The sequence below is a fragment of the Mesorhizobium sp. P3_B5 genome (assembly GCF_056402815.1).
In genome coordinates this window covers 99,991-120,583 of sequence record NZ_JBFUGR010000001.1, presented here as the reverse complement: position 1 = coordinate 120,583, position 20,593 = coordinate 99,991, and the positions used below count along the sequence as shown (strand labels likewise).

At 63.3% G+C, this 20,593-nt stretch carries 13 protein-coding genes and 1 tRNA gene; 3 read left to right on the top strand and 11 right to left on the bottom strand.

Going from position 1 to position 20,593, the window contains the following annotated elements; all coding sequences use genetic code 11:
* The first annotated feature begins 32 nt into the window (after nt 1–32).
* The gene (betB, locus tag AC1DVW_RS00550; RefSeq protein ID WP_477320685.1) at nt 33–1,496 is read left to right on the top strand and encodes a betaine-aldehyde dehydrogenase; all 1,464 of its coding nucleotides are present in this window, start codon (nt 33–35) and stop codon (nt 1,494–1,496) included.
* Nucleotides 1,497–1,684: 188 nt separating this feature from the next.
* Here the strand turns inward: betB and AC1DVW_RS00545 are convergent, their stop codons facing one another.
* Nucleotides 1,685–3,922, bottom strand: a complete 2,238-nt coding sequence (locus AC1DVW_RS00545) for a mannose-1-phosphate guanylyltransferase/mannose-6-phosphate isomerase (protein ID WP_477320684.1) — start codon at nt 3,920–3,922, stop codon at nt 1,685–1,687.
* An 11-nt stretch (nt 3,923–3,933) separates the two neighbouring features.
* Nucleotides 3,934–5,454, bottom strand: coding sequence for a phosphomannomutase/phosphoglucomutase (locus AC1DVW_RS00540; protein WP_477320683.1), 1,521 nt, complete (start codon nt 5,452–5,454; stop codon nt 3,934–3,936).
* Between the two features lie 201 nt (nt 5,455–5,655).
* Here AC1DVW_RS00540 and AC1DVW_RS00535 point away from each other — a divergent pair.
* Nucleotides 5,656–5,732: transfer RNA gene (locus AC1DVW_RS00535), tRNA-Pro, on the top strand.
* Between the two features lie 218 nt (nt 5,733–5,950).
* Nucleotides 5,951–6,295 carry a hypothetical protein gene (locus AC1DVW_RS00530; protein ID WP_477271963.1) on the top strand — a complete coding sequence of 115 codons (345 nt, stop codon included), beginning with the start codon at nt 5,951–5,953 and terminating at the stop codon, nt 6,293–6,295.
* Between the two features lie 38 nt (nt 6,296–6,333).
* Here AC1DVW_RS00530 and AC1DVW_RS00525 read toward each other — a convergent pair whose 3' ends face one another.
* The 9 genes from AC1DVW_RS00525 to glgC form a co-directional block, all read right to left on the bottom strand.
* Nucleotides 6,334–7,953, bottom strand: coding sequence for an ABC transporter ATP-binding protein (locus AC1DVW_RS00525; RefSeq protein WP_477320682.1), 1,620 nt, complete (start codon nt 7,951–7,953; stop codon nt 6,334–6,336).
* 17 nt (nt 7,954–7,970) lie between these two features.
* Nucleotides 7,971–9,092 carry an ABC transporter permease gene (locus tag AC1DVW_RS00520; protein ID WP_477243696.1) on the bottom strand — a complete coding sequence of 374 codons (1,122 nt, stop codon included), beginning with the start codon at nt 9,090–9,092 and terminating at the stop codon, nt 7,971–7,973.
* Entirely contained in the window at nt 9,085–10,008 is a 924-nt protein-coding gene (locus tag AC1DVW_RS00515; RefSeq protein ID WP_477243694.1) for an ABC transporter permease subunit, read from the bottom strand. The genes AC1DVW_RS00520 and AC1DVW_RS00515 overlap by 8 nt, the downstream gene beginning before the upstream one ends.
* A 163-nt stretch (nt 10,009–10,171) precedes the next feature.
* A complete protein-coding gene (locus AC1DVW_RS00510) occupies nt 10,172–11,764 on the bottom strand; it encodes a peptide ABC transporter substrate-binding protein (protein ID WP_477320681.1) in 1,593 nt (530 codons plus the stop codon).
* Nucleotides 11,765–12,213: 449 nt separating this feature from the next.
* Nucleotides 12,214–13,842 carry a beta-galactosidase BglA gene (gene bglA, locus AC1DVW_RS00505; protein ID WP_477271956.1) on the bottom strand — a complete coding sequence of 543 codons (1,629 nt, stop codon included), beginning with the start codon at nt 13,840–13,842 and terminating at the stop codon, nt 12,214–12,216.
* A complete protein-coding gene (gene glgX, locus AC1DVW_RS00500) occupies nt 13,842–15,845 on the bottom strand; it encodes a glycogen debranching protein GlgX (protein WP_477320680.1) in 2,004 nt (667 codons plus the stop codon). The genes bglA and glgX overlap by 1 nt, the downstream gene beginning before the upstream one ends.
* A 367-nt stretch (nt 15,846–16,212) precedes the next feature.
* Complete coding sequence (locus AC1DVW_RS00495) at nt 16,213–17,841, bottom strand: alpha-D-glucose phosphate-specific phosphoglucomutase (RefSeq protein WP_477320679.1); 1,629 nt, start codon at nt 17,839–17,841, stop codon at nt 16,213–16,215.
* A gap of 3 nt (nt 17,842–17,844) precedes the next feature.
* On the bottom strand, nt 17,845–19,290 hold the full coding sequence (glgA, locus tag AC1DVW_RS00490) for a glycogen synthase GlgA (protein WP_477271950.1): 1,446 nt from the start codon (nt 19,288–19,290) through the stop codon (nt 17,845–17,847).
* 3 nt (nt 19,291–19,293) lie between these two features.
* Nucleotides 19,294–20,559 carry a glucose-1-phosphate adenylyltransferase gene (gene glgC / locus AC1DVW_RS00485; RefSeq protein ID WP_477243684.1) on the bottom strand — a complete coding sequence of 422 codons (1,266 nt, stop codon included), beginning with the start codon at nt 20,557–20,559 and terminating at the stop codon, nt 19,294–19,296.
* Nucleotides 20,560–20,593: the final 34 nt, after the last annotated feature.

Here is a 20,593-nt window from a genome sequence, read left to right as displayed (position 1 = left end):
TCCGCAATAGCGAATACAGTTTGGAGAAAATCATGCGCGCCCAGCCCACGGCATCGCACTATGTCAATGGACGCTACATCGAGGACGAAGGCGGCGCACCACTGCCGGTCATCTATCCGGCTACCGGCGAGACCATCGCCATGTTGCGTTCGGCGACGCCGAACGTGCTGGAACTCGCCATCGAAGCGGCGCGCGCAGCACAGCCGGCCTGGGCGCGGTTGAAGCCGGTCGAACGCGGACGCATCCTGCGCCGCGCCGCCGACATTTTGCGCGCCCGCAATGCCGACCTCGCCCGCATCGAGACGCTCGACACCGGCAAGGCGATCCAGGAAACGCTGGTCGCGGATGCGCCGTCAGCGGCAGACTGCCTCGAATATTTCGGCGGCGCAGTCGCTGCCTATAATGGCGAAGCGATCGATCTCGGCGGACCCTTCGCCTACACTAGGCGCGAGGCGCTCGGCGTCTGCGTCGGCATCGGCGCCTGGAACTACCCGATCCAGATCGCCGGCTGGAAATCGGCGCCGGCGCTGGCCATGGGCAACGCCATGGTTTTCAAGCCGTCGGAGAACACGCCGCTATCGGCTTTGGCTCTGGCCGAAATCTACACCGAAGCCGGCCTGCCCGACGGGCTGTTCAACGTCGTGCAAGGTTTTGGCGATGTCGGCGCCGGGCTGGTCGGCCATGATGTCGTGGCCAAGGTCTCGGTCACCGGTTCGGTGCCGACGGGCCGCAAGGTACTGGCGCTCGCCGGCTCAAAAATGAAGCACGCCACGATGGAACTCGGCGGCAAGTCGCCGCTGATCGTCTTTGACGACGCCGATCTCGAAAACGCCATCGGCGGCGCCATGCTTGGCAATTTCTATTCGAGTGGCCAGATCTGCTCCAACGGCACACGGGTCTTCGTGCAGAGCGGCATCCACGACCGCTTCGTCGAACGGCTGGTCGAGCGCACCAAAAAAATCCGCATCGGCGATCCGCTCGATCCCGAGACGCAGATGGGGCCGCTGGTCTCGAAGGCGCAGCATGAGAAGGTCGTCTCCTATATCGAGATCGGCAAGCAGGACGGCGCGTCGCTCGCCTGCGGTGGCAATTTGCCGTCGCTGCAGGGTTTTGGTGGCGGCTTCTTCGTTGAGCCTACGGTGTTCACCGGCGTCACCGACAGCATGCGCATTGCCCGCGAGGAGATTTTCGGACCGGTGATGAGCGTGCTGAAATTCGACGGCGAGGACGAGGTGATCGATCGCGCCAACGACACCGAATTCGGCCTCGCCGCCGGCGTGTTCACGCGCGACCTGCCGCGCGCCCACCGCGTCATCGCCGAGCTGCAGGCCGGCACCTGCTGGATCAACGCTTACAATCTGACGCCGGTCGAAATCCCGTTCGGCGGCTTCAAGCAGTCGGGCATCGGGCGGGAAAATTCACTGGCAGCACTGGCGCTCTATTCGCAGCTGAAATCGATCTACGTCGAGACTGGGGATGTGGCCAGTCCGTATTGATTAGCGAAATCGCCTTCGGCGTAATCTCCCCCCTTGAGGGTGAGATGTCGCCGAAGGCGACAGAGGGGGTCGCCGCGCGTGAAGTGCCACCCCTCATCGGCCGCAAGAAGGTCGCGTCCAGTCGAACCGACCCCCTCTGGCCTGCCGGCCATCTCCCCCGCAAGGGGGGAGTTGGCAGCTTATGCGTCTCACCCCTTCTCAGCCGTCCCATCCAGATACTGCGTCAGCGCGCAGACCAGATGATAAAAAATGCTGGCCGGCACGTCCGACGCCAGCGAGCGGCCGCGTTCGTCGATGCGGTCGATCCACAGGCCGAGCGGCGCCGGGTCGATGTGCCAGCGGAACAGCCGACCGACGCGGGCCTCGATCTCGGGCTTGAGGTCCGGTCCGCCCGAACCGTCCAGCGCAATCGCCGCCTTCACCGCTTCGGCCTGCGGCCAGCTGCGCGATATCAGGTCGAGCGGCAGGCCTTGCCGCGAGACGGCGCCATAGGAAAGGCCGGTGGCGCGGTTGAGGCCGTTGGCGATGGCCGAGGCGTAGAGTTTTCGGGCAAAGCCGGTCAGCTCGCTCTGGCCGCTGCGCGCGGCGAAATCGACCAGCAGCGAGGCCCATTCGAAATGGTGGCCGGGCTCCGTCCATGAGCCTTTTTCGCCGGCCGCCGGTTTCCATTCGGCGTCGAAATATTCGCCGAGCGTCCAGCTTTCCGTGTCGAAGAAATGGCTGCGGAACAGGTCGATGATGCGGGCGGCGCGACGCAGATAGGTGCGCTCACCAGTCGCCTGATGCCAGGCCAGGAAGGCCTCGAGCAGGTGCATGTGCGGGTTTGAACGCCGTTCGCCCTCGCGGTTCGATGTCTCGAGGAAACCGGTCATGCGGCTGTCCTCGAGGTGGGCGTCGAGGAAGGCGAAGGTTTCCTCACCAAGCCGCAGCGCATCCGGATTGCCCGAGATATGGGCGTGCGCCAGCGCCAGCAGCACGCAGGAATGATCGTAGGCATCCTCCGTGGCGTCGGCGACGCTGCCATCGACATGGAGCGTGCGCACCCAGCCGCCCCTGCCGGTGCGGCCCTTGCTGGCGATGAAGTCGATGCCGTGGCCGATCAGCCGGTCGGCGGGACCGTCCCAGTCGCGTTCCTTGGCGACGGCGAAGGCATAGATCTGGCGGGCCTGGGTCCGCATGCGCTTGGGCTTCATCAGCGGCGTGGCGTCAAAACCTAGTGCCTCGTGGAAACCGCCATGGCGCTCGTCGACGCCGACCGTCGACCAGAGTGGCAAGGTCTCCTGAAACAGCCAGTGATGGACGCGGCGGCGCCAGGCGCCGCTTTCGATGACGCGGTCATGCGCCGGCGTAAATCGGGTCTCCAGCCGGCCGGATTTTTCCAGTTGCTCGACGATCTTCTTGACGTGCTGGCTGTGGCTGACCGGGGCGACGAAGGTGGCGTCTGCGGTCGAGACGATGGCGACGTCTTTCATGCCGATGGCCGACAACAGCCGGCCGTCGCTGCGGATGTAGGAGTTTTCGCAATCGATGGCGACGACGTCGCCGACGATGACATTGCCCGCGCTGTCGGAGGGACCGACATCGAGCAGCGACTGCCAGGAGCCAAGATCGTTCCAGCGGAAGCCGGCCGGCACCATCGCGATGCCCTTGGCGTGCTCCATGATCGCATAGTCGATCGAGTTCGACGGGATGGCGGCGTAGAGCTCCAGCGGCATGTAGAGGCCGGACAGGTCCGATGTCGCAGCCTTGTAGGCCGCCTCGGTCGTGTTCCAGATATCCGGCTGAAAGGCGGCGAAAGCGTCGCGCATGGCGCTGGCGCGAAAAAGGAAGATGCCGGTGTTCCAGTAGAAATTTCCAGCCTTGAGATAATCCTGCGCCGTTGCAAGATCGGGCTTTTCGACGAAACGCGACACGTCGAAGACGCCATCCTTCTCGCTAGCGACCTCGATATAGCCGTAACCGGTTTCCGGCTGGGTCGGCTTGATGCCGAACACCACCAGCCGGCCCGCGCGCGCCGCCGCGCTTCCGGCTTCGACGCTCTGCCAAAACTGCCGCGCCGTTGATATCTCATGGTCGGACGGCACCACCAGCACCAGGCTGTCGCCGAAGTCGGACAATGTGCGCAGCGTCGCCAGCGCCACCGCTGCGGCAGTGTTGCGACCGGTCGGCTCGAACAGCGGGCCGCCTCCGGACAGGTCGATACCGGCGAGGTCGGCATGAACGCGCTCGGCATGCCGCTCCGAGGCGATCAGGAAGATCGGCGTTTCGCCGCTGGGCCTGTCCGTCAGCCGGCGCAACGTCTTGACCAGCATCGAGCCGTCACCCGACAGGTCATGGAATTGCTTCGGGTTGTCTTCGCGCGACAGTGGCCAGAGCCGCGAGCCGACGCCGCCACTCATGACAAAACTGACGATACGCTCGGTCATGAAGTGCCCATTCAAAAGGTCTGGTTGTAGGCGCCGACTTCCGGGCTGCGGCGCAGCACGGCATTGACGGCTTCGAACATCTGCCAGCGGCGCTCGGACGATACCGGGCTCTCCACCACCACGACAAGCGACGGCTCGTTCGATGAGGCTCGCACCAGCCCCCAGGTGCCGTCCTCGGCCACGACACGCACGCCATTGACGGTGATGAGGTCGGCGATCTTCTGGCCGGCGAAGACGGCGCCGTCCTTCTTCATGGCCTGAAAGTCGGAGACTACCCGCTCGACCACGCCATATTTCAGTTCGTCCGGGCAGTGCGGCGACATGGTCGGCGTGCCGAAGGTCAGTGGCAGGTCGTGGTAGAGATCGGCCATCGATCTGCCGGGGCTGCGATCCAGCATCTGGCAGATGGCGATCGCCGTGACGATGCCATCGTCATAGCCGCGCCCGACCGGTGGATTGAAGAAGAAGTGGCCGGATTTCTCGAAGCCGGCGATGGCACCGAGTTCGGCCACACGGCGCTTGATGTAGGAGTGGCCGGTCTTCCAGTAGTCGGTGACGGCGCCATTTTCCCGCAGCACGCTGTCGGTGTTGAACAATCCGGTCGACTTGACGTCGACGACGAAGGTCGAGCCCGGGTGGAGCCGCGAAATATCCCGCGCCAGCATGACGCCGACCTTGTCGGCGAAGATCTCATCGCCTTCATTGTCGACGACACCGCAGCGGTCGCCGTCGCCGTCGAAGCCGAGCCCGACATCGGCCCCGGTCTCCAGCACCTTGTCACGGATGGCGTGCAGCATCCGCATATCTTCGGGATTGGGATTGTAGCGCGGGAAGGTGTGATCGAGTTCGACATCGAGTGGAATGACCTCGCAGCCGATCCGCGCCAGCGCTTCCGGCGCAAAAGCGCCGGCGGTGCCATTGCCACAGGCGACGACCACCTTCAGCGGTCTCGAGATGCGCTTGCCCGCAGTCAGGTCGTCGAGATAGGTCTCGCGGAACCCGGACACGAAATCATAGGAGCCGCCGCCGACAAGGTCGAAGTCGCCGGCAAGCACGATCTTTTTCAGCGCGCCCATCTCTTCCGGACCGAAGGTCAGCGGACGTGCCGCGCCCATCTTGACGCCGGTCCAGCCGTTCTCGTTGTGGGAGGCGGTGACCATGGCGACCGACTGGGCATCGAGCGCGAACTGGGCGAAATAGGCCATCGGCGACAGCGCCAGGCCAATATCCCTGACCCGCGCGCCGGCGGCCATCAGCCCGGACACCAGCGCCAGCTTGATACCAAGCGAATAGGAGCGGAAATCATGTCCGGTGACGATGTCGGGCCCGGCACCGAGGCGCCGAATCAGCGTGCCGAGCCCCATCCCGAGCGCCTGGACGCCGATCAGATTGAGCTGAGGCGGCAGTTCCGAACCCGGATGGCCGAACCACCAGCGGGCGTCATATTCGCGAAACCCGGACGCCTTGATCAGCGCCGAGGTTTCAAATTCGAAGGTGTTGTGCCGGGCGTCGCCAACGATTTTCAGGGGCAAGACTGCAGAGCTCCAGAGCGGCGGAAATACGATCTATCGAGGCAGCGGCTTAGCACACAAGGCTTTAAGCCGGGTTTATCCCGGGGAGGAAATCCGGCCTTTGCGGCAATGCCCGACGAAAGCGGACGAAATGCGACAGAAGCGCTGCCATTGGCGCTTGCAGGAACGAAGTACGGCGGCTATAAGCCCGCGGTCTGGTCACGGAGTGTAGCGCAGCCTGGTAGCGCACATCGTTCGGGACGATGGGGTCGCAGGTTCAAATCCTGCCACTCCGACCAGAAAAAACAGCGACTTAGCTGTTCTCCCGAAAAACCGCGATCTCCTGGAAAATGTTTTGGTTGATACTGGCAGGCCAAGGTCAGCCGCGCAGCATCTGCTGCTGCCGCACTCCAGCTCGCACTTGACAGCGCGGGTCGCTTTTGACGAAACGATAGCCTGCTCTACCTCGACACTATGATCAGCATCGAAATAGCGGTGCTGGAGTGAGGTTGCCGACATGCAGTTGATTCCGACGGCACGGTTGCCGCTCCCTCTTTTGCTCCTCCTGCTGGCTGTCGGCGGCTGCTCGTCTATAGGCGGAGCGGTCAATCCGGCGAAATACGACACGATGACCTGCGTCGAGCTCAACAACGAAGTGGGAAGCATCGCCCGCAACATCTCACAAACGGCCATCAGTCGCGGCAAGGTCGCGAACACCAGCGTGCCGCGCTGGCTCTGGGGCGGCACACGCGTCAAGACCGCCGTCGCCGATCGCGAAACGGCCAGGATCGAACGGCTGAAGCAGCAGCAAGAGGCCATTTCGGCCGTCAGAGCCCGCAAATGCCAGGCATCGTCGGAATGAGCTGACACAGCCAGAACGCCTGGCTGTCGCCGTTTGCCTCAGGCACTCAACCTGAACCGCGTGACATCGATCGCTGCCGCCATCAGCGTCTGCGTGTAGATATCCTGCGGATTGCTGAAGATCGCCTCGGTCGGCCCCTCCTCGACGATCTTGCCTTGCTTCATGACGATGATGTAGTCGGCCATGGCGCGCACGACTGCGAGGTCGTGGCTGATGAAGAGGTAGGACAGTTCGTGGTCGGCCTGCAGCTTGCGCAGCAGCTCGACGATCTGCTTCTGCACCGAGCGGTCGAGCGCCGAGGTCGGCTCGTCCAGCACCACCACCTTGGGCTTGAGGATCATGGCGCGCGCAATGGCGATGCGCTGGCGCTGGCCGCCAGAGAATTCATGCGGATAGCGGTTGCGCGAATTGGGATCGAGCCCGACCTCGAGCAGCGCCTCGACCGCGCGCAGATCGCGCTGCTTGCCGGACAGGCTCGGCTCGTGCACCAGAAGCCCTTCGGTGATGACCTGGCCGATGGTCATGCGTGGCGACAGCGAGCCGAACGGATCCTGGAAGACCAGCTGCAATTCGCGCCGCAGCGGCCGCATCGCCTGGCGGTCGGCGCCGGAAATATCGCGGTCGCCGAAACGGATGACGCCGTCACTAGGCAGAAGCCTGAGCAGAGCGCGACCGAGCGTCGATTTTCCCGAACCGGATTCGCCGACGATGCCGATGGTCTGGTTGCGTTGCAGCCGGATCGAAATACGGTCGACCGCCCGCAGCATCAGCGGCTCTCCGGCGAGAAAACCGCCGCCGATCCTGAAGGTGACCTCGACATTCCGGCCTTCGAGCAGGACAGGCGCGTTGGCCGGCGGCGGCGCCTTGGTGCCGGTCGGCTCGGCGGCAATCAGCATCTTGGTGTAGGCATGCTGCGGGTTGGCGAACAGTGCCTGCGCCTCGCCCTCCTCGACCACCTCGCCGTAGCGCATGACATAGACGCGGTCGGCAAAGCGGCGGACGATGCCGAGATCGTGGGTGATGAAGACGATTGCCATGCCGAGCTTGCGCTGCAGTTCGGCGAGCAGCATCAGAATCTGCGCCTGGATGGTGACGTCGAGCGCCGTCGTCGGTTCGTCGGCGATCAGGATATCGGGATCGTTGGCGAGCGCCATAGCGATCATGACGCGCTGGCGCTGGCCGCCCGACATTTCGTGCGGATAGGATTTCATCCGCCGCTCGGGATCGGGGATGTGCACCAGCCGCAACAGCTTGAGCGCCTCTTCCCTCGCCTCGGCGGCACCAAGACCGCGATGCCGGCGGATTGGTTCGATCAGCTGGTTGCCGATCGAATAGAGAGGATCGAGCGAGGTCATAGGCTCCTGGAAGATCATGCTGATCTTGCGGCCGCGCACCTGGTTGAGCTCGGATTTGCTCAGTGTCAGAAGGTTGCGGCCGCGATAGTCGACGCTGCCTGATGCCTCGCCATTCGAGGCCAGCAGGCTCATCGCCGCCATCATCGTCTGGCTCTTGCCGGAGCCGGATTCGCCAACCACGGCAACGGTTTCGCCGGCTTTGACGTGGATGTTGATGCCCTTGACCGCTTCGACCGCGCCATCAAGCGTGCGGAAGCGGACGCGCAGATCCTTGACGCTGAGGATCGTTTCGGGAGTTTTCATCTCTGCGATCCCCATCCTTATCGATCTCTCGGGTCGAGCGCATCGCGCAGGCCGTCGCCGACGAAGTTTAGCGCGAACAGCGTCGAGACGAGGAAGAAGGCCGGGAACAGCAGCAGCCAGTTGGCGGTGCCGATGTTCTTGGCGCCGACCGAGATAAGCACGCCCCAGCTGGTCATCGGTTCCTGGACGCCTAGGCCCAGGAAGGACAGGAAGCTTTCCAGGATAATCACCTGCGGCACCAGCAGCGTCATGTAGATCACCACCGGGCCGAGCAGATTGGGAATGACGTGGCGGATCAGGATGCCGCGCTGGCCGACGCCCATGGCCTCGGCCGCCTGGACATATTCCTGGCGGCGGATCGACAGCGCCTGTCCGCGCACGATGCGCGCCATATCGAGCCACAGCACGGCGCCGACCGCCAAAAACATCAGCACGAAGTTGCGGCCGAAAAACACCACCAGCATGATGACGAAGAAGATGAACGGTAAGGAATAGAGCACGTCGACGATGCGCATCATCACCTCGTCGATCTTGCCGCCGGAAAATCCGGCCGCGGCGCCATAGAGGACGCCGATGACCACGGCGACGACGCCGGCAAGCAGGCCGATGGCCAGCGAGATGCGCCCGGCCATCAGCGTGCGCGAAAGCATGTCCCGGCCGGTGTTGTCGGTGCCGAACAGGAAGTATTGCTGCTTGATCGCCGCGCTCATCGTCACTTCGAGACCGTCGGGCGACTTGGTTTCGATCTTGGTGTCGTCAAAGGCGTCGGAACGATCGAGATAGCGGATGTTGCGGTCGTCGAGCGGCTTGGACGAGGTGACGGTGACGAAGACGCGATTGCCCTCCTGCTTCCACTCCTTGATGTCGACACGCATGCGCTTGATCGCCTCATTGAGCGCGGTCTCGATCATGTCGGCTTTCGGATAGGCCGAGAAGCTCGGCGGCATGCGCACATAGTCGGCATAGATCGTCGTGTATTGGTGCGGCACGAACAGGGGGCCGAACACGCAGACGACCGCAATTACCGCAAGATAGTAGAGGCTGAACATGGCGGCGCGATTGGCCTTGAGGCGCGCCCAGGCGTCGCCCCACAAAGAGCGCCCGATAACGGCCGGAGCGGTGGCTGCGATCTCAGTCATAGCGCACCCTCGGATCCACGACGGCATACATGACGTCGACGATCAGGTTGAAGAGGATGGTGAACAGCGCAATGACCACCACCGTGCCCATCACCAGCGTGTAGTCGCGGTTGAGCGCGGCATCGACGAAATAGCGGCCGACCCCGGGAACGGAGAAAATCGTCTCGACGATGATCGAGCCGGTCAGCAATGCCGCCGCCGCCGGGCCGGTGAAGGAGACGATCGGCAGGACGGCGCCGCGCAGCGCATGTTTAACGACCACCGACCAGTCGGACAGGCCGAGAGCGCGCGCGGTGCGGATGTGGTTTGAGCGCAGCGATTCGATCATCGAGCCGCGCATCAGGCGGGCAACGATGGCGATCTGCGGCAGAGCGAGCGTCAGGATCGGGCCGATCTTGTTGAGGAAGGCGCCGTCGCCCCAGCCGCCGATCGGCAACAGCTTCCAGGTCAATCCGAACACGAGCTGGATCACCGGTGCGATGACGAAGGTCGGGATGGTGCTGCCGGCGGTCGCCAGCGCAATCACCGCATAATCACCCAACTTGTTCTGGTTGAGCGCGGCGATGGTGCCGAGCACGCTGCCCAGCAGCAGCGCCAGGATCAGCGCCGAGGCGCCAAGCTGGATCGATATCGGCAGGCCTTTGGCAAACAGTTCGCCGACGGTGAAGTCAGGCATGTTGTAGCTGGGGCCGAAATTGCCGCGCAGCAGATTGCCGAGATAGTGGACATATTGCAGCCAGAGCGGATCGCTGAGACCGAACTGCGCCTCAAGATTGGCCCTGATCTCGGGGCTCAGGCCCCGCTCCTGGTTGAAGGGGCCGCCCGGCGCGACGCGAATCAGGAAGAACGCCATGGTCACAATGACGAATAGCGTCGGAATGGCGGTCAGAAGCCGCCTGAATACATAACGCAGCATCGGTGCCCCGCTTGACGTGGAGCGACGCGTCCAGTTGGACGAGCAAGCTCCAGCGCTTCAAATCTTCGCTTCGTGCTTTCCGAAAGTCGATTCCGAAGTTCGGGCCGAAGCGACGGCAAACCGGAACCGCCGCCCGAAGGGGGCGGCGGCTCGGCCAAGGAACTCAGTCCTTGCTGACGAAGCGGGACGGATGCACGTCCATCACATTGTCGACGAAGCCATGCAGCTTCGAAGAAACGATATCGTGGTAGCTGTAGTAGAGAAGCGGGATCTGGCCGACATCGTCGATGAGGATGCGCTCGGCCTCAGAGAGTTCCTTCATGCGCTCTTCGGGCTTGCCGCCGGCGGCAGCTGCCTTGTCCATGGCCGCCTCGTATGCCGGGCTGTTGTAGTCCGAATAGTTGTTGCCGCTCGCCTTGCGCGAGATGCCGAGGAAGGTTTCCGGATCCTTGTAGTCGGCGATCCAGGCGGCACGCGCCACGTCATAGTCGCCCTTCTGCTCGAGGAAGGAGTAGTGGGTCTTGGTGTCGGTGTTGAGCAGCGTGACTTCGACGCCAAGCGGCTTCAACTGTTCCTGGATGGCGACGGCCGTGTTCTTGTGGTTCTCCGAAGTGTTGTAGCGGATCTCCATCTTCAACGGCTTCTCGGGCGTATAACCGAGTTTCTCGAGGATCTTCTTGGCAGCGTCCTCGCGGTCGATCTGCGACATGTCGGCGTATTTGGCCATGGCCGGCGTGTAGCCCTCGATGCCTGGAGGCACCATCGAATAGCCGGGCAGCATCGAGTTCTGCCAGACCTTCTCGGCGATGAAGTCGCGGTCTATGGCCATGGAAATGGCGGTGCGCAGTTCAGGATTGTCCCACGGCGCCTTGTCGGTCTTGATCGCATAATAGTATGTGCCGAGATACGGTCCGACGTGAATCTGATCGCCGAACTTGGTCTTCAAGTCGGCCAGCTGTTCGGTCGGCAAATCGTCATAGCTGTCGAGCTCGCCGGCCTCAAAACGCTTCATCGCCGACGAGCGGTCCTCTGTCGGGATGTAGTTGACGACGTCGAACTTGACTGTCGCCGCGTCCCAGAATTTCGGATTCTTGACCAGCTTCATGTGGTCGTTGGGGACCCACTCGGCCAGCGTATAGGCGCCGTTGGAGACCAGATTACCCGGCTTGATCCAGTCGGCGCCGAGCTTGTCCATCGAGGCCTTGTTGACCGGATAGGTCGCCTGGTGGGTCAGCATCTCGAGGAAATAAGGCGTCGGCGCCTTCAGCGTCACCTCAAGGGTGGTCGCGTCGATCGCCTTGACGCCCATATCCTCCGGCTTGCCCTTCTTGGTGTTGAAGTCCTCGGCTCCCTTCACGGGATAGAGCATCGAGGCGTATTCGGCGGCCGTGGCCGGGTCTTCCAGGCGATGGAAAGCGTAGACGAAGTCTTCTGCGGTCACCGGGCTGCCGTCCGACCAGGCGCCGTCCTTGCGCAGCTTGAAGGTGTAGACGGTGCCGTCATCGGAAACCGTCCAGCTTTCGGCGGCGCCCGGAATGAGGTTCGCCTTCTCGTCCTGCATGACCAGGCCCTGGAACAGGTCACGCAAGACGTTGGCTTCGTAAACTGTCGAGGTCTTGTGCGGGTCGACCGACTCCGATTCAGCGGCGGTGCCACGGTTGTAGACGGTCTCGGCGAAGGCCGGCGCATAGAACGTCCCGGCAGCCAAGGTCATGGTTGTGGCGAACACTGTCGCCTTCAGCATGTTTTTCAGCATGAAGTTTCTCCCTGTGGCACGGCCATCAGCCACGCCTTTCGAGTGTTGACGCCCCGAAACCGATATCTGGCCCCTTTGAGCGCGCCGCCGGTTCCCTTTCCGGCAGCTGGTGGCAGGAGACTAGACAGACGGAAATCTTATTTCAACCGCCCCCTGCTTGACGTTAAGTGAGTAGCTGCGCGCTAAAACAGCAAAGGCTAAAGTTAAACGCAATCTTTCAACTGGCTGCATCTTCCGGTTGATCCACTTGTTTTGGCGTTCGCCGCACCACGCCCACGAATGCCAAAAGCCCTGCTTCGAGTTGACGTTTGCAGGCCAACAGCCTCGGCGACACCGGCGATCGATTACCCTGCAGGTGCCGTCTTTCGATACCTCTTCTGCCCGGCATGGTTGCATTACGATACGGATCGAGGCAAGCAGCGACGTTCACCAAATCGCCGCGGAACTGGCTAGCTGGCCCGTCCGAGGAAGCAGCCCAGCGGCAGCAGCGCAAGCCCGCCTTCCTGCAACACCGCACCGGCACCGCCAAGATCAATGCTATCTATGGCGGCCAGATCAGATGGCAATGGCCAGTTGGCCGGCTCGTCGGCAAAATTGAAGACGCAGAGCAGTCGTTCGCCGCCGCCTTCGCGGATGAAGGCAAGGACATCGCCCTCTGCATCGAGAAAGCTGATCGAGCCGTCCACCAGTGCCGGATGTGCTTTGCGCAACCCAAGCGTCGCCCGATAGGCGGCGAGCACGGACGCCTCCTCGCCATTCTCCACATCGACAGCACGGGCGCGATGGGCTTCCGGCACTGGGAGCCACGGCTTGCCCGAGGAGAAGCCGGCATTTTCGGCGCCCGCCTCCCAGACCATCGGCGTGCGGCAACCGTCCCTGCCCTTGATTCCCGGCCAGAAGCGAATGCCGAACGGATCACGCAAATCCTCGAAGGCGAGTTCCGCTTCCTCCAGCCCTAGTTCCTCGCCCTGATAGAGGCAGATCGATCCGCGCAGGCAGGACAAAAGCGCAATGGAGAACTTCGCTACGGTGTCCGGGTCGCCACCAGGCCGCGTCCAGCGGCTGACATGGCGAACGACATCATGATTGGAAAACGCCCAGCAGACCCAGCCATCGGCAACAGCCGCCTCGAATGCCTCGACGCATCCGCGCACATGAGCCGCCGAGAATTGCTGACCGAGCAGGTCGAATGTGTAGCACATTTGCAGCGTGTCGCCGCCGGAGGTGTAGGCGGCCAGCGTCTGCAGCGAACGGCCTTCGTCGCCGATTTCGCCGACGGCGGCACGGCCCTCATACTCGTCGAGCAGCGCCCGGAAGCGCCTGAGGAAGCCGAGGTTTTCCGGCTGCGTCTTGTCGAACAGATGTTCCTGATAGAGGTAGGTGTTGGTTTCGGTGTTGGTGCCGGCAACGCTCGCCGCCAGCGGCGGATTGCTGCGCAGCCAGCGGTCATGGACGTAATAGTTGACCGTATCCAGCCGAAAGCCGTCGACACCCCGCTCCAGCCAGAACCGCACCGTTTCCAGAAGCGCGTCCTGAACCTCGGGATTGTGGAAATTGAGGTCCGGCTGCGAGGCGAGGAAATTGTGCATGTAAAACTGCCGGCGCGTCGAATCCCACTCCCAGGCCGGGCCGCCGAACACCGACAGCCAGTTGTTGGGGGCGTTGCCGTCAGGCCTAGTGTCGGCCCAGACATACCAGTCCGCTTTGGGGTTATCGCGGCTGGCGCGGCTTTCGACGAACCATTCGTGCTTGTCCGAGGAATGCGACAGCACCTGGTCGATGATGATTTTCAGGCCGAGCCGATGCGCCTCGGCGACCAGCGCATCGAAATCGTCAATCGTGCCGAACATCGGATCGACATCACAATAATCGGAGACGTCATAGCCCATGTCGGCCATCGGCGACTTGAAGAAGGGCGACAGCCAGATCGCGTCGACGCCAAGCGAGGCGACATGAGCCAGCCTCGAGGTGATGCCGCTGAGATCGCCGCTGCCGTCGCCCGTCGTGTCCTGATAGGAGCGCGGGTAGATCTGGTAGATGACGCAGCCGCGCCACCACTGCGCATTGTTGTCGGCCACTAAAGTCTCTCCTTCGCGCTAGCCTGCCCGGCCTTGCGTTCGATCCTGAACATCACCGTTCGCCCCGGCACCGGCCGTGCGATGTCGGCAGCGTCGGTTGGCGCCGCAGTCCACAAAAATCCGTCGCGCGGCGGCAGGGTGAAAACACAGGCCCGGCGATCACCGTTGAAGATGAGGGCAAGGCGGCCATCGCCGTCGCTGGCGCCGCCAAGCACCATGACAAGACGATGCCGCTCCGGGTCGTGCCAGCCTGCCTCATCGAGCGGCGCACCGGTTTCAATCAGCCAGGCAACGTCCGGAATGTCCGTCCCCGTAGCCGGCCGGCCGCTGAGAAAGCGCGTGTCCGAGAGCGCCGGGGCGGCACGACGCATCGCGGCAAGCGCAAAGGCATGGCGTTCCAGCGCCTGATCGCGGCCAGCCCAGTCGAGCCAGGTGATCTCGTTGTCCTGCGCGTAGGCGTTGTTGTTGCCCTTCTGCGTGCGGCCGAATTCGTCGCCTGCGGTCAGCATGATCGTGCCGCGCGAGGCGAACAGCGTGGCCAGCAGGGCGCGCTGGTCATCGAACCGGGCTGTTGCGACAGCCGCGTCGCCGCTCTCACCCTCGACGCCGTTGTTCCACGACAAATTGTCGTTGTGGCCGTCGCGGTTCTGCTCGCCATTGGCCTGGTTGTGCTTGCGCTCATAGGCGACGATGTCGGCCAGCGTCATGCCGTCATGGGCGGCGATGAAATTGACCGAGCGGCTGGTCTGCTGGCCATCCCTGGAGAACTCGTCCGACGAGCCAGCCAGCCTTGTCGCGAGTGCGCCGACCATGCCGCGATCGCCGCGCCAGAAGCGGCGGATGTCGTCGCGGTATTTGTCGTTCCATTCGAGGAAAGGCGGACGAAAATTGCCGAGCTGATAGCCGTCCGGCCCGATGTCCCAGGGCTCCGCGATCAGGATGCGATCACCCAGAACGGGATCGCTTTTCATGGCCTGCAGCAGCGGCGCGTCGGCGTCGAACGTCCCCTCGGCACGGCCCAAAATGGGCGCGAGATCGAAGCGGAACCCATCGACGCCGGCATGACTGACAAAGTGACGAAGCGTGTCGAGGACCATTTCCCGGGCGACCGGATGATCGCAAGCAACCGTGTTGCCGGTGCCGGTGTCGTTGACCAGCCTGTTGCCGGCCTCGTGCCGATAGTAGGCGCGGTTGTCGAGCCCGCGCAGCGACAGCGTCGGGCCAAGCCTGTCGCTTTCGCCGGTGTGGTTGAAGACGAGATCGAGGATGGTGCCGATGCCGGCCTTGCGCAATGCGGCGACCGTCTCGTGCAATTCGGCCAAGCCGCCGGGCGCAAGCCGCGGATCGAGCGCCATGAAGGTGACGGGATTGTAACCCCAGGCGTTGCTCAAGCCGAGCGGCGGCAGGTGCCGCTCGTCGATCGATGCCGTCACCGGCATCAGTTCTACCGCACTGACGCCGAGCCTTTTCAGATGCTCGATGATGGCAGGGTGGGCAAGCGCTGCAATAGTGCCGCGCAGCTTCTGAGGGATATCAGGATGCAGCATGGTGAAGGCGCGTACCGGCACTTCGTAGACGAGGCCGCCCGGCTGGAACAGCGGCGGCAAGGCTTGCAGCGGCATCGGCAACGCGCCGGCGATGGCCTTCGGCAGCAGCGGGGCGGTGTCGGCCCCCTCGCCGCGGCGCTGGGTCAGGCGCCAGTCATAGGCGTAGGGCCTGTCGATGTCGACGGCATAGGGGTCGACCAGCAGCTTGTCGGGATCGAACCACAGCCCGCGACCCGGCGCGTAGTCGCCATCGGCGCGGAACCCGTATCTGGTGCCCGCGGCAAGGCCGGCAACGAAAAGCGCATGAACGCCCTCGCCTTGCGGTTGGAGTTCAAGCCGGTCGATCTCGCGGTTTCCCGCGTGGTCGAAGATCGACACCCAGAGGCGCCGCGCCGACGACGACCAGGCCGCAAAGCGAATGCCTTCGCGGGTGACGGTGGCGCCGAGTTGGGTCACAGGCGCGAGCCTTGTCGCATGTTGAAAACGTTGGAGACTAGCCGAGCCTTCCCCGACTTCGTCATCCTAGGGCGAAGCAGGAGCGAAGCTCCGTCGCGGAGACCCTGGGATCCATGCCGTGACCTTAAACGAAGAGCGCGGCGGAGCAGAATTCTGCTCTGCGGCAACGCCTTGATGTCACGGCATGGATCCTCGGGTCTGCGCCGCGTCGCTGCGCTCCTTGCTTCGCCCGTGGATGACGAAGCGATGGGCGTTTCGGACAAACTCCAAGGTATGCGATCCGTCCAACACCCCTCATCCGTCTCGGCGCTACGCGCCGATCCACCTTCTCCCACAGGGGGAGAAGGAAAGGCGGGTACCGCCAAGCTCAAGTAATCACGCTCGGCTTGTTGCGGCCGGTGTGGCTCTTGATGCCGGCGATATCGTCTGCGGCGGCAATCAGATCGGCGAGCGCCTCTTGCGTATCCAGATCGTGCCTCGATGTGTCCGGCTCGTAGCGCTCGATATAGACGCGCAGCGTAGCACCCGAGGTGCCCGTGCCTGACAGGCGGAAGACGACGCGCGAGCCGCCTTCGAACAGCACCCTGATGCCCTGGTTCTTGCTGATCGAGCCGTCGACCGGATCGTGATAGGCAAAATCGTCGGCACTGGCGATCTTCATGCCGCGCACGCTGGTGCCCGGCAGCGCAGCAAGTTTGGCGCGCAGTTCGTCGACCAGTGCGTTGGCGCGGTCGCTCTCGACTTCCTCATAGTCATGCCGCGAATAGTAGTTACGGCCATAGCTCGCCCAGTGCTCGGTGACGATCTGCTTGGCGCTTTCGCCGCGCACCGCCAGGATGTTCAGCCACAACAGCACGGCCCACAGGCCATCCTTTTCGCGAACATGGTTGGAGCCGGTGCCGGCGCTTTCCTCGCCGCAGATCGTCGCCATATCGGCATCGAGAAGATTGCCGAAGAATTTCCAGCCGGTCGGCGTTTCGTAGATGCCAATGCCGAGCTTTTCGGCGACGCGGTCGGCGGCACCACTGGTCGGCATCGAGCGGGCGATGCCCTTCAAGCCGGCCTTGTAGCCGGGCGCCAGATGGGCGTTGGCGGCAAGCATGGCCACCGAATCCGACGGGGTGACGAAAATGCCCTTGCCGATGATCAGATTGCGGTCGCCGTCGCCGTCGGAGGCGGCACCGAAATCCGGCGCGTCCGGCCCCATCATCTCGTCATAGAGGTGCTTGGCGTGGACCAAGTTCGGGTCGGGGTGGTGGCCGCCGAAATCCTCCAATGGCTTGAAGTTGCGGCAGGTGCCGTTGGGCGCGCCAAGCCGCCGTTCGAGGATCTCCTTGGCATAGGGCCCGGTGACCGCATGCATGGCGTCGAAGCGCATGCGGAAACCGTATTTGAAATTGGCGCGGATGGCGTCGAAGTCGAACAGGCTTTCCATCAGCTCGGCATAGTCGGTGACCGGATCGATCACCTCGACGGTCATGCCGCCCGCCTTGACCGTGCCGATCTTGTCGAGGTCGATCGTCTCGATGTCGGCGGTCTTGAAGCTGGAAATCGTCTTGGTCTTTTCGAAGATTGCGTCGGTCAGCTTTTCCGGCGCCGGGCCGCCATTGCCGGCATTGTACTTGATGCCGAAATCCTCGTGCGGGCCGCCCGGATTGTGGCTGGCCGACAGGATGATGCCGCCGAAGGTCTTGTATTTGCGGATGACGTGCGAGGCCGCCGGCGTCGACAAGATGCCGCCCTGCCCGACCATCACCTTGCCGAAGCCGTTGGCCGCCGCCATGGCGATGGCCTTCTGGATGACTTCGCGGTTGTAGAAGCGGCCGTCGCCGCCGATCACAAGGGTCTTGCCCTCAAAGCCTTCCAGCGCATCGAAGATCGACTGGATGAAATTCTCGGCATAGTGCTCCTGCTGGAACACCGGCACCTTCTTGCGCAGCCCGGAGGTGCCGGGCTTCTGGTCGAGATAAGGTTTGGTGGCGACGGTTCTTATCATGCCTCAGGCAGCCCTTTTCGAAAGCAGCAAGCGATAGAGTTCAACGTATTTTTCAGCGCTTCGATCCCACGACACATCGGCCTTCATGCCTTGCCGCTGGATCGACGTCCAGACCGCCGGGTTGGCGTGCGCCTCCACCAGCCGGCGGATGGCGTGCAGGAAGGCGCCGGCATTGGCGGGGGCAAACTGGAAACCGGTTGCAACGCCGGCGGAGACAGCGGCTTCATTGGCGTCGATGACCGTGTCGGCAAGACCGCCGGTGCGGGCGACGACCGGCACGCAGCCGTAGCGCAGGCCGTAAAGCTGGGTCAGCCCACAAGGCTCGAAACGCGACGGGATGATAATGGCATCGCAGCCGCCCTGCATGGTGTGGGACAGAACCTCGTCATAGCCGACGACGACGCCGATGCGGCCGCGATGACGGGCGGCGGCAGCAAGCAGCGCGCCTTCGAGGCCGGCGTCGCCGGAGCCCAGGATCGCCAGCCGCGCGCCGCGGGCGACGATGCCGTCGACGACGGCGGCCAGTATGTCCATGCCCTTTTGCCAGGTCAGCCGGCTGATGACGCAGACGATCGGGCTGTCGTCGCGGTCGAGGCTGAAGCGATCCTCGACAGCGGCCCTGTTGGGCAATCGCGCCTTGAGTGTCTTGGCCGTGTAGGTGGACACAAGCTGCTTGTCGGTCTCCGGGTTCCAGATGTCGGTGTCGATGCCGTTGACGATGCCGTAGAGATCGGTGGAGCGCATGTTGATCAGGCCATCGAGACCCATGCCGAATTCCGGCGCGCGGATCTCCTGCGCATAGGTCGGGCTGACGGTGGTGATCGCCCAGGCGGCTTGCAGGCCGGCTTTGAGGAAACCGACGCCGCCATAATATTCGACGCCGTCGAGCGCCATCGCGACTGCCGGCAAGCCAAGCTCGCCAAAGATGCCGGCGCCGAACTGGCCCTGGAAGGCGAGGTTGTGGACGGTGATCATCGACGGGATGCCGACCGCCTTGCCGTAGCGCATATAGGCGAGCGTCATCGCCGACTGCCAGTCATGGGCGTGCACGAGATCCGGCTGATAGCCCGAGATGGCGCCGCCGGCGATGTCGCCGCCGACCTGGCTCAAGGCCGCAAAACGCCGCCAATTGTCGGGCCAGTCAGCGCCGGCCGCATTGCCATAGGGACCGCCAGGGCGATCGAACAGATGCGGCGCGTCGAGCACGAACAGGTCGAGCCCGGCAACCTGGACGGCATGCACCGAAGCCTTGCCGCCCTGCAGCAGCGGATACTGGTGCACTGCCTTCTTTTTCTTGAAGGCATCCATCACCACGGGAAAGCCGGGAATGAGCGTGCGCATCGTCACGCCCTTGGCCGCCAGCGCGATGGGCAAGGCGCCAGTTACGTCGGCCAGCCCGCCGGTCTTGATCAGCGGAAAAATCTCGGGCGTGACCGACAGAACCTGCATGCGCTAGAGCCCCAATTTGTCGATCATGTCCTGCGTGACAAGGCAGATGCCTTTTTCGGAAACGCGGAAGCGCTTGGCGTCGAGGACGGGGTCTTCGCCAACCACCAGCCCTTCCGGTATCCTTACGCCATGATCGATGACTACGCGCTTCAACTTTGCGTTCCGGCCGACATGAACGTCGGGCAGCATGACGACTTCCTCGAGCGTCGAATAGGAGTTGATGCGCGCGCCGGTGAAGATCAGGCTACGCTTCAGCGAAGCGCCCGAGACGATGCAATCGCCCGACACCAGCGAGGACACAGCCGAACCACGGCGGCCATCCTCATCATGCACGAACTTTGCCGGTGGCTTCAGTTCGGCGTAGGTCCAGATCGGCCAGTCGCGGTCGTATAGATCGAGTTCCGGCGTGATGTCGGTCAAGTCGATATTGGCTTCCCAATAGGCGTCGACCGTACCGACGTCGCGCCAGTAGGCCTCGTTTTCCATCGTCGAGCGGACGCAGGATTTGGCGAAGCGGTGCGCGATCGCCTTACCGTGCTGGACGATGTAGGGGATGATGTCCTTGCCGAAGTCGCGGCTTGAGCCCGGCTCGGCCGCATCGCGGCGCAACTGCTCCATCAGGAATTTGGTTTTGAAGACGTAGATGCCCATCGAGGCCAGGGCGAATTCCGGCTTGTCGGGAATGCCCGGCGGATCGGCCGGCTTTTCGACGAAGGCGATGATGTTGTCCTTCTTGTCGACATGCATGACGCCGAAGCCGGTGGCTTCCATGCGCGGCACTTCGAGACAGCCGACGGTGACGTCGGCGCCGGCGTCGACATGCTGGCGAAGCATCAGTTCGTAGTCCATCTTGTAGATGTGGTCGCCGGCGAGGATGACCATGTATTCGGGTCCGTAGGCCTCGATGATGTCGATGTTCTGGTAGACGGCGTCGGCCGTGCCTTCATACCATTGCGTCTCCGAAACGCGCTGGCTGGCCGGCAGGATGTCAAAACTTTCGTTTCGTTCGGGCCGCAAGAAATTCCAGCCGCGCTGCAGGTGGCGGATCAGCGAATGCGCCTTGTACTGGGTGGCGACGCCGAGGCGGCGAATGCCCGAATTGAGCGCGTTGGAGAGCGCGAAATCGATGATGCGCGTCTTGCCGCCGAAATAGACCGCGGGCTTGGCGCGCCGGTCGGTCAATTCCTTGAGGCGACTGCCGCGGCCGCCGGCCAGCACATAGGCCATGGCATCGCGGGCCAGCGGCTGGGTTCGTTTCGTTTCTGCCATTTTTACCCTCCCAAATCACTCAGTCTGGAACATC

Bases quoted from the DNA above. Each gene is read 5' to 3' on its own strand.
- betB (WP_477320685.1), top strand. From the start codon at position 33: ATGCGCGCCCAGCCCACGGCATCGCACTATGTCAATGGACGCTACATC.
- AC1DVW_RS00530 (WP_477271963.1), top strand. From the start codon at position 5,951: ATGCAGTTGATTCCGACGGCACGGTTGCCGCTCCCTCTTTTGCTCCTC.
- AC1DVW_RS00515 (WP_477243694.1), bottom strand. From the start codon at position 10,008: ATGCTGCGTTATGTATTCAGGCGGCTTCTGACCGCCATTCCGACGCTA.
- AC1DVW_RS00520 (WP_477243696.1), bottom strand. From the start codon at position 9,092: ATGACTGAGATCGCAGCCACCGCTCCGGCCGTTATCGGGCGCTCTTTG.
- glgA (WP_477271950.1), bottom strand. From the start codon at position 19,290: ATGCAGGTTCTGTCGGTCACGCCCGAGATTTTTCCGCTGATCAAGACC.
- AC1DVW_RS00525 (WP_477320682.1), bottom strand. From the start codon at position 7,953: ATGAAAACTCCCGAAACGATCCTCAGCGTCAAGGATCTGCGCGTCCGC.
- glgC (WP_477243684.1), bottom strand. From the start codon at position 20,559: ATGGCAGAAACGAAACGAACCCAGCCGCTGGCCCGCGATGCCATGGCC.
- AC1DVW_RS00510 (WP_477320681.1), bottom strand. From the start codon at position 11,764: ATGCTGAAAAACATGCTGAAGGCGACAGTGTTCGCCACAACCATGACC.
- AC1DVW_RS00495 (WP_477320679.1), bottom strand. From the start codon at position 17,841: ATGATAAGAACCGTCGCCACCAAACCTTATCTCGACCAGAAGCCCGGC.
- AC1DVW_RS00545 (WP_477320684.1), bottom strand. From the start codon at position 3,922: ATGACCGAGCGTATCGTCAGTTTTGTCATGAGTGGCGGCGTCGGCTCG.